Annotated in this window: 7 protein-coding genes and 2 pseudogenes; 3 read left to right on the top strand and 6 right to left on the bottom strand. The window is 63.7% G+C overall.

Going from position 1 to position 11,016, the window contains the following annotated elements; genetic code table 11:
- The 4 genes and pseudogenes from J2857_RS31195 to J2857_RS30065 all read right to left on the bottom strand — a co-directional run.
- A pseudogene (locus J2857_RS31195) lies at nt 1-73 on the bottom strand (IS6 family transposase); the annotation flags it as partial.
- Nucleotides 74-151: 78 nt separating this feature from the next.
- Nucleotides 152-295 (bottom strand): annotated as a pseudogene (locus J2857_RS31190) (IS3 family transposase); the annotation flags it as partial.
- Between the two features lie 67 nt (nt 296-362).
- Nucleotides 363-1,148, bottom strand: a complete 786-nt coding sequence (locus J2857_RS30070) for a DeoR/GlpR family DNA-binding transcription regulator (RefSeq protein ID WP_210013722.1) — start codon at nt 1,146-1,148, stop codon at nt 363-365.
- A gap of 11 nt (nt 1,149-1,159) precedes the next feature.
- Entirely contained in the window at nt 1,160-4,012 is a 2,853-nt protein-coding gene (locus J2857_RS30065) for an FAD-binding and (Fe-S)-binding domain-containing protein (RefSeq protein WP_348635750.1), read from the bottom strand.
- 278 nt (nt 4,013-4,290) lie between these two features.
- Here J2857_RS30065 and J2857_RS30060 point away from each other — a divergent pair, with 278 nt between their 5' ends.
- Genes J2857_RS30060 through J2857_RS30050 form a run of 3 tightly spaced genes read left to right on the top strand, consistent with a single transcriptional unit; the run spans nt 4,291 to nt 8,338 of the window.
- Nucleotides 4,291-5,685: an NAD(P)/FAD-dependent oxidoreductase gene (locus J2857_RS30060; protein WP_245364031.1), complete on the top strand. Its 1,395-nt coding sequence runs from the start codon at nt 4,291-4,293 to the stop codon at nt 5,683-5,685.
- Nucleotides 5,682-6,926, top strand: coding sequence for an NAD(P)/FAD-dependent oxidoreductase (locus J2857_RS30055; RefSeq protein ID WP_210013720.1), 1,245 nt, complete (start codon nt 5,682-5,684; stop codon nt 6,924-6,926). Before J2857_RS30060 ends, J2857_RS30055 begins: the two co-directional genes overlap by 4 nt.
- Nucleotides 6,923-8,338 carry an FGGY family carbohydrate kinase gene (locus J2857_RS30050; protein WP_210013719.1) on the top strand — a complete coding sequence of 472 codons (1,416 nt, stop codon included), beginning with the start codon at nt 6,923-6,925 and terminating at the stop codon, nt 8,336-8,338. Before J2857_RS30055 ends, J2857_RS30050 begins: the two co-directional genes overlap by 4 nt.
- A gap of 77 nt (nt 8,339-8,415) precedes the next feature.
- On the opposite strand, the gene J2857_RS30045 is transcribed toward J2857_RS30050, so the two are convergent.
- Both J2857_RS30045 and ggt read right to left on the bottom strand, forming a co-directional pair.
- Nucleotides 8,416-9,150, bottom strand: coding sequence for an SDR family NAD(P)-dependent oxidoreductase (locus J2857_RS30045; protein ID WP_210013718.1), 735 nt, complete (start codon nt 9,148-9,150; stop codon nt 8,416-8,418).
- 147 nt (nt 9,151-9,297) lie between these two features.
- A complete protein-coding gene (gene ggt, locus J2857_RS30040; RefSeq protein WP_210013717.1) occupies nt 9,298-10,989 on the bottom strand; it encodes a gamma-glutamyltransferase in 1,692 nt (563 codons plus the stop codon).
- Nucleotides 10,990-11,016 lie beyond the last annotated feature (27 nt).

The following is an 11,016-nucleotide window of genomic DNA, read 5'->3' as shown; positions in this document are numbered from 1 at the left end:
AGAGCCATACGGCATGGCCGATGATTTCGGCGGGAAAACGATGGCGGCGGTAAAGAGGATCTCGGTCAGTCATGGCCGAGCATCCTAGTCCATGCGTCGTTAAGTTGACGATGCCAGCCCGGATGATGTTGCGCTTTACCGCCTACGTCCAGAGCGTGCCGCTGAGATATTCTGGGCCATTGTCCACCCGAACGACATCAGGCCTGCCTCGCCGTTCGATGATCCGGTAGAGAGACCGGACGACTCGTTCTGCCGGAAGCGAGAAATCTGCGTCGACGGCAAGCCCGTCGCGGTGGGAGGCGTAGATCATTTGGTCGAACGGCATTTCGGTTAAGTGCAGAACGCGACATAGTCTTGTCCCGCTAGGAGGCAGCTGAACGGGCCAGGATCACATCGACACCAGCTGCAGCAAGTGCCGTAGCCATTTCTAGAGTGGGAGGGCTGTCAGTGACGAGCCGCGTCACCTCTTTCAAGGCCGCCACCTCGAAGACGGCCGGACGACCTAGTTTGTTATGATCGGCTAGAACGGTTACGCTCTGCGCCTGTGCAATCATGGCGCGTGCCATCTCGGTTTCCCGCAGGTCGTAGTCCATAAGGGCGGAGGTGGTGATTGCACCGACGGTCAGAACGACGTGCTCGGCCTTAAAATAAGCGATCTGCGCGACTGCCATCGCCCCCAATGTCTCACGGCCTTCTGCGGCCACTTCGCCGCCGACTAAATAGACTCGGTGGCGCATCTCCGCCTGCGCCAGAATCCGGGCGATCTGCGGAGAATTGGTGATCACCGTCATATTGCGCCGCCTCGCCAGAGCCTCGGCAAAAGCGATCGTGGTCGAACCAGTGTCGATGAACAGCACTGAGCCCTCCGCGAACAGGGATGCGGCCTGTCGGGCGATGGCGGCTTTTTCCGCCTTCCGTTCCTTCATGCGCGCGTCGAACTCGCTCTCGTACAGCGAGGAATCCTTGAATATTAAGGCACGCGCGCCGCCGTGAAATTTGCGGATGTGACCGCCCGTGTCGAGATCCGACAGATCACGCCTGATGGTCTCGCGGGACGCATCAAAACGTTCTGCCAGATCCTCGACCGTGACTTCGCCGGTCTCATCGAGAAGCCGGAGAATTTCCTCCCGCCTGGCTGCCGGTTTCATCGCCTATTCCTTCAACGTGTAGGTGCTTCCAGTAACTGCCGCAGCAGCGAGACCGGATGCTGCAACTCGGTGCCGGTCATATGTTTGGTCTGACATCGGCACGAAAAGCCCGTTGCGAGAATGGCGTCGGCGCCGGGCGCCGTCGCAGCCTTCCAGCTGTGTCCGAAGATTTCATTGGACTTGGTTCGATTGGTGGCCTCATGCCCCCACATCCCCGCCATGCCACAGCAGCCGGTGGCAGGCATGTCGAGCTTGATGCCGAGGCGATCGAAAATAATGCGCCATTCTGCGGTGGCTCCGGCACCCAGAACCAGTTCGCTGCAATGCGGCAAAAGCCGCACCGCCATCTCTGACGTTCGGGCCGGCAATGCGGCAATCAGGGGCGCGAGCATCTGCTGCGGCAGCGCTACTGCCGGCATGTCGTCCGGATAGTCGGTGCGATAGGAGAGCGTCACCGGCGGTTCGAGCCCCATCAGCGGCACGCCGGTCGCGGCTATCGCCTTGAGGCTGTTCTTCTGTTTTTCCGCCTGGCGTGAAAACCCTGCCAGCCGCCCGAGAACCTTGCGAGCCTTGCCGGAAGGCCGGTAGGGCGCCAGCCAAAGTTTTTTCTGCAGGCGGGCCAGTACGACGTCGAGATCCGCGACGACCTGCGGCTCGAAAAACTGGGTGAAAGCGTCAGGCACCAGAACCACGTCGACCTTTGGGTCGAGCCGGGCGATATCGGTCTGTCTCAGCCATCGAAGGTCTCGGGCCTGTTTCGGCATGCTCGGCAGCGCCGTCAGGCCGATCGCGGCCATCAATGCCGCGCCGGGGCCGTCGGTCATCAGATTGAAACCCCATCGGAATTTTGCGGCAAGCGGCAGCAATCCTTCCAGATGGGCGAGTGCGGTGTCACGCAGGGGCCGGCGATGGCGGCGATAAAAGCTGTCGAGAAACAGCGACCGGATCGAGGGAACATCGACACGCACCGGACATTGGCTGGCGCAGGCGCCGCAACTGAGACAGCCGTCGATCGCCTGCTTGACCTCGATCTCGAACTGCGGATCGGCGCGACCGTCCGGCCCGCCCTGCCGCAGCCATTCGCGCACCAGCCCGACGCGCCCTTTCGGCGAGTGGCGCCGATCGCCGGTGACCTTGTAGGAGGGACACATGACGTCGTCGAGCGTGCGGTTGAAGCAGGCGCCATTGCCGTTGCAGCCGAATGCGGAGGCGTATTCGTTGCGCAGGTTGGCCGGGACGGTGCGGTCGTTCTGGCCGCGCAGGGGCACCCCGTCGATCTTCCACAAGGAGCCATTGTCGGGCGTGGCGATCTTGCCGGGGTTCATCTGGTTGCGCGGATCGAAGGCCGCCTTGATCCGCTGCAGTGACGGGTAGAGCGGCCCAAAAACCTCGGGCACGAATTCGGAACGCACGCCCTTGCCATGCTCGCCCCAGAGAAGGCCGCCATGACTGCGCGCCAGCGCCTCGACCGCTTCGGTAATGCGGCGGATGAGTGGTTCCTGGGCGGGATCGGTAAGGTCGATCGCTGGCCGCACATGCAGGACGCCGGCATCGACATGGCCGAACATGCCGTAGGTCAGTCCCTCGCGATCGAGGATTGCCCGGAAACCGGCAATGAAGGGCTCGAGATTCTCAGGGGGAACGGCGCAGTCCTCGACGAAGGGGATCGGCCGCTTGTCGCCGATCGCACGTCCGAGTAGCCCGACGGCCGTCTTGCGCAGCACCCAGACCAGCTCGACCTCGCGGCCGCTGGCGACCGTCATCGCCAGCCGCTCGGGCGTGCTTGCGAGCTGTGCCACCAGCGTTATGACCCGTTCTGAAAGCGTTGCCGGGTCGTCGTCGGTGAATTCGACGATGTTGACCCCTTGAGCACCCGCCTGCGGGAAGAGGTGTGCGACGGCGGAAAAGGTAGGCTCCTCGCGTGCCAGGCCGAGCACGCGGCTGTCGATGGTTTCGACCGCCGTGGCGCCGAGCACGGCCATTTCGCGCGCGTCCCGCAGCGCCGACTGGAAATCGGGGTAGAAGATCAGGATCAGCGCCGCGGCTTTTGGGATCGGCAGGACATTCAACCTCGCCTCGGCAATCAGCGCGAGCGTACCTTCCGAGCCGCACAGCACCGCCGCCGGATCGATCGTGTCGCCGTCACGGATATGGGCGAGATCGTACCCGGTCAGCGATCGGTTGAGTTTTGGGAAACGCGCCGCGATCAAGTCCGCCTGGCTGGCCGAGATGTCGTCGAGACAGGCGAGTACCTCACCGGCACGGCCCATGATCGTCCGATCTAGCGGCGCCCGGCGGGTTTCCAGGATCTCGCCGCCGACCAGCACCGCACGCAGGTTGAGGACATGGTTGGAGGTCTTGCCATAGACGCAGGATCCCTGTCCGCAGGCATCGGTGGAGATCATGCCGCCGAGCGTCGCGCGAGACGACGTCGACAATTCCGGAGCAAAGAACAGGCCGATCGGTTTCAGCGCTGCGTTCAACTGGTCCTTGATTACCCCGGGCTGGACCCGCACCCAGCCTTGTTTAGCGTTGATCTCAAGGATCCCGGTCATGTGGCGCGAGCAGTCGACCACAAGTCCGTTGCCGAGCGACTGGCCGTTGGTGCCCGTGCCGCCGCCGCGGGGGCGCAGGACGATGCCGTGGAAACGCGGTTCGTCAAGCAGCCGTGCGATCAGCACGAGATCCTGCTCGTCCATCGGCCAGGCCACGGCATCCGGCAGAAGCTGGTAGATGGAGTTGTCGGTTGCCAGCACGACGCGGTCAGATGCGGTGATGGTCGCTTCGCCACGGAAACCCCTCGATTTCAGGGTTTTCACAAATGCGCTGTAGTCCGCGGATTGCAGGAGGGCTGGAGACTTCACGTTCGTTACCTTAGCGCAGAAAATTGTCGGCCATAGGCCCCATGCCATTTTTCGTGCGGTGACCGGGACGATACAGCGCCTGCCGCACCGGTCTCGAAATCGAACCGCCTCGCTCTCCACTAGCATGATTGTTTAGGCTATAAAATAACGCATTCAGTCACTAAGATGACCGAACGTACAATTTTGGCTCGTCAAAAGATCGGTGTCGCGGTAAGCATAGGGGACCTGTTCACCTAACCGTCGATATGGCGGTTGCTCGATAGCAACGGAGTACGCTTTTGACTGCTTTCGGCGATCTTGTGGATGCAGTCATTATCGGTGCAGGCGTCGTCGGCTGCGCCATGGCGCGCCGCTTTTCGTTGGAAGGGGCAAGTGTCGTCGTTCTAGAGCGGGCACCCGATATCCTGTCCGGTGCATCGAAAGCCAACAGCGCCATCCTGCATACCGGTTTCGATGCGCCGCCCGGCAGCACCGAGCTGCAATGCATGCAGTCGGGTTACGACGAGTACATGCAGATCCGCGAGAGTTTCAACCTGCCTATCCTGGAGACTGGCGCGATGGTTGCCGCATGGGACGACAGCGAGGAGGGCAGGCTTCCCGAATTGCTGGACCAAGCGCTCTTGAACGGCGTTGCCGATGCCCGGCTTCTCGGCCGCGCCGAAGTGCTTGCCCGCGAGCCGGCATTGGGGACACATGTGCGCGCCGCACTGCTGGTGCCACGCGAGATCATCATTGATCCCTGGTCGGCGCCATTGGCCTATGCGATGCAGGCCAAGGCATTGGGCGCCCGGTTTCAGTTCAATGCCAGGCTGTTGTCGGCCCGTTTCGATGGCGACCTGTGGCACCTGGAGACGCCCACCGGCACGCTGACCGCGCGTAGCGTCATCAACTCTGCGGGTATTCAGGGCGATAGCGTCGAGCGGATGTTGCTCGGCGAGGCGCAGTTCGAGATTCGTCCGCGAAAGGGGCAGTTCGTGGTGTTCGACAAGGCTGCTGCCAGGCATCTGCGAACGATCCTGCTGCCGGTGCCGACGGCCCGCACCAAGGGTGTGGTGCTGACGCGAACGATCTTCGGCAACCTGCTGGTCGGACCGACGGCGGAGGAACAGGAAGAGCGCGAGCGCCCGGACGTCACCCGGCCGGAACTCGACATGCTGATCGCCAAGGCCGTCGAGCTTGTGCCGGCGCTGGCGCAGGCCCAAGTGACGGCCGTTTATGCCGGCTTGCGACCGGCTTCCGAGGAAAAGCACTACCGGGTCCACTGCCTTCCGGAAAAGGGCTATTTCTGCGCCGGAGGCATACGCTCCACCGGCCTGACCGCCGCGCTGGGTATTGCCCGTCATGTCCATGGGCTATGGGCACAAAGCCGGACTGTGGGCGGCGAGCGGTCCGCAGCGCCGCCGACCTTCCTGCTGCCCAATCTGGCCGAGCACCTGCCGCGTGACTGGCAGACGCCCGGGCATGACGGCATCGTCTGTCATTGCGAAATGGTGACCGGTCGAGAGATTGAGGCTGCGCTTGGCAGCCCCTTGCCGCCCGGAGATTTTGGCGGGCTGCGTCGGCGTACGCGTTGCGCCATGGGGCGATGTCAGGGGTTCAACTGCCTGGCCCGTCTGGCGAGCCTGACGGAGGGCCGGTTGTCCGTGCCGATCGCACCGGAGGTCGACCCATGAGCGCGGAGACGTATGACGTCGCAATCGTCGGCGGTGGCCCAGCCGGCTTGTCTGCCGCCATCGAGCTGAAACGCCGGGGCGTGGCCAAAGTCGCACTCTTCGAGCGTGGTACCGAGGTCGGTGGCATCCCCCGCCATTGTGGCCATCCACCCTTCGGCATGCGCGAGTTCGGCCGCATCCTCACGGGCAAGGCTTATGCCCGTCGCCTAGCGGGCGCGGCCGTGGCGGCCGGTGTGACGATCCTGGCGAAATATACGGTCGTCCATACGGGTCCAGACGGCCTGCTGACGGTCGCCAGCCCCGCCGGCATCCAGGCCATCCAGGCCGCCCGCATCCTGATCGCCACGGGGGCCCGCGAGACGACCCGCGCGCAGTTGCTGGTGCCGGGCGTGCGGCCGCTTGGCGTGATGAATACGGCAGCGCTTCAGGCTTTCGTCTACCAGGAGGGGCGTATTCCGTTTCGGCGCCCAGTCATCGTCGGCAGCGAACTGGTGTCGCTGTCGGCGATTCTCACCTGTCGAAGCCACGGAATCCTGCCCGTCGCCATGGTGGAGACGGAGCACGAGGTGCAGGCTCGCCCGGCATTTTTTGCGCTGCCGCGAGTGCTCGGCGTGCCGGTCTTGGCCGGTGCGCAGGTGCTCGCCATCGAAGGCAGCCCGCGGGTGACATCCGTGCGTTTGCGCTTGGCTGACGGCAAGGAAACGGTGCTGGATTGCGACGGGCTGATCTTTTCCGGCCGCTTCGTCCCGGAGGCGGCACTGGCTGAGGCAAGCGCCCTTGCGCTCGATCTCGGAACCGGAGGCCCGGTGATCGACGAGCATGGTCGCAGCTCCGACCCCAGCATCTTTGCCGCCGGCAACATGGTTCACCCGATCGAGACGGCTGGCCATTGCTGGGACGAGGGCCGTCGCGTGGCCCGCGTGATTGCCGCCGAACTTGCGAACGGGAGAGATGCCGAACCCGATAAAACTCTCGGCCGTCGCATCATCGCTGGCGCAAGGCTGAAATATGTGGTTCCGCAGCGACTGACGCTCGAAGGCAGGGGCACTGTGCCGGCTCTGAACATACGCGCTATCGGGGCCGCGCACGGCCGATTGATCCTCTCGGACGGCAGCGGTACGGTCCTGCGCACCCAAAGCGTCAATACCGCGCCGCAGAAGCCGATCCGCTTTTCTCTGGCGGGGCTGAACCTTGCCGTCGATAGCAGCGATCTTCAGCTGCGACTGGAGCCACGACCATGAGCATTTTCCTCGCCCTCGATCAGGGCACCACATCGACACGCGCCCTGCGGGTCACGGCCGATGGCGACGCCAGTATCGTTTTTTCCGCCACGCACAAGCAGCATTTTTCCGGCACGGATCGGGTCGAACATGATCCGGAGGAACTGCTCGCCAATCTTTGCGCCGCACTTTCTGCCGCCGGCGAAGCCACCGCGATCGGTCTGTCCAATCAGGGTGAAAGCTGTCTTGCCTGGGATGCGATTGATGGCAGGCCGCTCTCTCCCGTCATCGTCTGGCAGGATCGTCGCACCGCCGCGCAGGTTGCCGCTCTTTCCCATGCGGAAGCCGAGATCAAGGCGCTGTCCGGCCTGCCGCTCAGCCCTTATTTCTCGGCTTGCAAACTGGCCTGGCTGCTGGAGAACAATGACGAGGTCAAAGCTGCCCGGCGTGCCGGCAGATTGATGCTCGGCACCACGGATGCGTTCTTCCTGCAGCGCCTGACCGGACGCGCTGCGACCGACATCACCACCGCTTCGCGCACCGCCTTGATGAATATCGCGACCGGCCAGTGGGACAGTACGCTCTGCCAGCTTTTTGGCGTGCCGATCGAGTGCCTGCCGCCCATTCTGCCGACCGTCGGCGATTTCGGTGGCATCGATGGCACGCCGCTGACGGCCTCGGTGGTCGACCAGCAGGCTGCCCTTTACGGCCATGGTTGCCGGGTAGCCGGCGATACCAAGATCACCTTCGGTACCGGTGCGTTCGCGCTGTCGCTGACCGGCCCGCACCTGCGCCTGGATGGCCAAAACGGCCTGCTGCCGACCGTCGCCTGGTCGATCGGCGGCGAGACAAGTTATGCCACGGATGGCGGTGTCCATGCAGCCGGTGCGGCGATCAACTGGGCGCAAAGGATCGGGCTGCTGAATGCCCCGTCGGAACTCAATGCTTTCGAGGCAGGACCGGCCATCGACCGCGGCCTGGCTTTCGTGCCGGCGCTGGCGGGGCTTGGCAGCCCGCATTGGGATGACAGTGCCGCCGGGCTTTTCATCGGCATGACCGGCGCAACGACGCGACAGGACATGCAACAGGCGCTGATCGAGGGCATCGCCTTGCGTGCCAGCGAAATCGTGGCGGCCATGGCATCGGATGCGCCGGCAACCCGGATCTCGGTGGACGGTGGCGTCAGCCGTTCGCGTTACCTATGCCAGTTTCTCGCCGACACGACGGGTTGCACAGTCGTCATTCCGAGTGTCGACGAACTGACTGCCTACGGCACGGCCCAACTTGCGGCCCGTGCGCTTGGCGAAACGCTCTCCACGCCGGCACCATCGCAGATTATCGAGCCAAACCCGTGTGACGCGCCCGCGCGGCTATCACGATTTTCCCAGGCCGTGGACAGGGCCAAAGGTTGGCATTTAGGCCCTGTCAGCTAGCCGCAGGCGTCGTCGACGGTAGCGCACTCGCACGTTATGGCCAGCAAGCGGTGGGATCGCAGGGAGTTCTTGCGGGATCAGACGTGCTGTCCGCCATTGATGTGGATTTCCGCGCCATTGATGTAGGCGGATGTCTCGCTGCACAGGAAGTGGATGGTTTCGGCGACTTCCCGCGGCGTACCGAGCCTTTTCATGGGAACGGTTGCTTCCACCAGCTGATCGGTACCGAGAGACAGGATCGAGGTTGCGATTTCACCTGGTGCAATGGCATTCGCGCGAACGCCATGCGGGCCGAACTCGTGGGCGATCTCGCGCGTCAGAGCTGCCAGACCAGCCTTGGAGGCAGCATAGGCGACGCCGGCAAAGGGGTGTACGCGCGATCCGGCAATCGATGTCACGTTTACGATCGATCCCTTCGCCGCCTCCAGTTCGGGCAGCAATGCTCGGGCAAGCAGGGCGATCGAGACGAGATTGACGTTGAGGACCGTCGTCCACGTCAGCGCGTCGGAAGCGATGACGCCCAGCCGCGTGCCACCGGGACCTTTCGGAGAAATGCCGGCGTTGTTGACCAGCGCGTGCAGGGCTGCCCCGTCCAACCGCTCGCGCACTTCTGCCACCAGCTTGTCAATTTGCGTGAGATCGGCCAGATCGGCCTGGATATGGCTTTCGCGGGCTGACGGCCAGCGGCACTCCTCGGAGAAAGGTTGCCTTGAAACGGTCAGAACGCGCCAGCCCTTTTCTAAAAACAGTTTGACCGTGGCGTGGCCGATACCCCGGCTGGCACCCGTCAAGAGCATGTAGTGTTGTGTCATTGGGGGCCTTCTCCGGATGCCAGAGGCATCAAATGTCTGAACGTCGTTTTTCGATAGTGGACCATGAAGATGTGGTGCTGAATTTGCCGGCTGCCAGCAGTCTCGCGCCGTCCGGCGGCTATCAATGCGCTTTTATGGGATCGAACTTCATCGGTTTGATGCGGGCTTTGCCGGCGCCTTGTCTGGCCAGAACCGTACGCCCGGACGGGCCAGCCCGCCACCGAGTGCTGCCACCGTGCCGTCGGCGCGCCAGCAGGCGGCACCAATCATCGTGTCGCCAAAGGCGATGGCGTTCATGCCGCCGCCGATATGCGGCATCACCCGTACCTCGTGCCCGAGTTCCTCGAGTTTTGCCTGTTGCGGCGCATAGGCCTGCTCGATTTCCACTTCCTGGCCTTGGGTCCAGATGCGGGGAGCTTCCACAGCTTCCTGCAGGCTCATCTTGTGGTCGATCAGGTTGACGATCGCCTGCATGGCCGAGGGGAAAATCCTGAGGCCGCCCGGAAGGCCGAGGGCAAACACCGGCGCGCCATCCTTCATCAGGATCATCGGCGCCATCGAGGTCGGCACGCGCTTCCCCGGAACCACCGACAAGGCGTTGCCGGGATGCGGATCGAAATTGCTCATATAGTTGTTGGGAATGATGCCGGTGCCCGGCACCGCAAGTCGCGCCCCGAACAGCCCGTTGATGGTATGCGTGGCAGTGACGATGTTGCCATCGCGGTCGGCAACGGTGACATGCGTGGTGTCGTGGCTTTCATGGCCGGGTGCCCTCGGCGCCGGCAGGCTTGCAGCCTGGCGGATCAGGGCGCGGCATTCGGCGGCATAGGCTTTCGAGGTCAGCCGCTCGACCGGCACGTCGACAAAGGCCGGATCGCCCGAATAGGTCCGCCGGTCGGCAAAGGCGATGCGGATCACCTCGACGAGAAGATGCAGGGACGCGGGGCTGCCGAAGCCCATGCCCTCGATGTCATAGGCCTCGAGCATGTTGAGCATCTGGGTGACATGTACGCCGGAAGATGCCGGTGGCGGCGGGCCGGCGATCTCGAAGCCGCGATAGCTGCCGATGATCGGCTTGCGCTCGATCGGGCGATAGGTACGCAGGTCGGCTTCGGTGACCCAGCCGGCATCATCACCGCCAGTCGACATTCGCGCGGCCAGCGCCGCGCCAAGCGCACCGCCATGCAGCGCCGCGGCGCCCTCACGCTGGATCAGCCGCAGGCTTCCGGCATAATCGCCCATGACAAGGCGGTCGCCTGGTGCCGGCGCCGCACCGCCCGGCATGAGGATCGTGGCGATTTCCTTATCCTGCGAAAGCTCGCTGGCTGCCTCGCCAATCGCGCCCGAAAGATAATGGGTGACGGCGAAACCGCGCGAGGCCAGCCGGATCGCCGGTTCGACGACATCGGCGAAGGGCAGCTTGCCATAACGCGACTGCATGTCGCACCAGCCCGCAAGGTTGCCGGGAACGGCAACGGAGGATGCGCCGATGATGTTGCGCCGCCCCTTGGCGTCCATGTAGCGCGCCGGCTCGTCCGAAACCGGCTCGTAGATTTCCGGGTGCATGGTCGCTGCCGCCGAAGAAAGCGCGTCGATCACCACATGCGTACCGTCGGCCATTCGCAGATGTGACAGCCCGCCGCCGGCAATGCCGACCATCATCGGCTCGACCACGGTCAATGCCAGAAGCGAGGCGACTGCGGCATCCACCGCATTGCCGCCTGCCGCCAGTATCTCGAAGCCAGCTGCCGAGCCCAGCGGATGGTTGGTGACCACCATGCCACCAGCACCACTGGCGGGGGATTTTTCGCAGGTAAATGGCAGACGGGAAGCGGTCATGGCGTTCTCAATTCGATGGGTATGGCA

The organism is Neorhizobium galegae (genome assembly GCF_017877055.1).
Taxonomy (GTDB): Bacteria; Pseudomonadota; Alphaproteobacteria; order Rhizobiales; family Rhizobiaceae; genus Neorhizobium; species Neorhizobium galegae_D.
The sequence above is the reverse complement of the archived record's forward strand: the minus strand, read 5'-3'. Positions and strand labels throughout refer to the sequence as shown.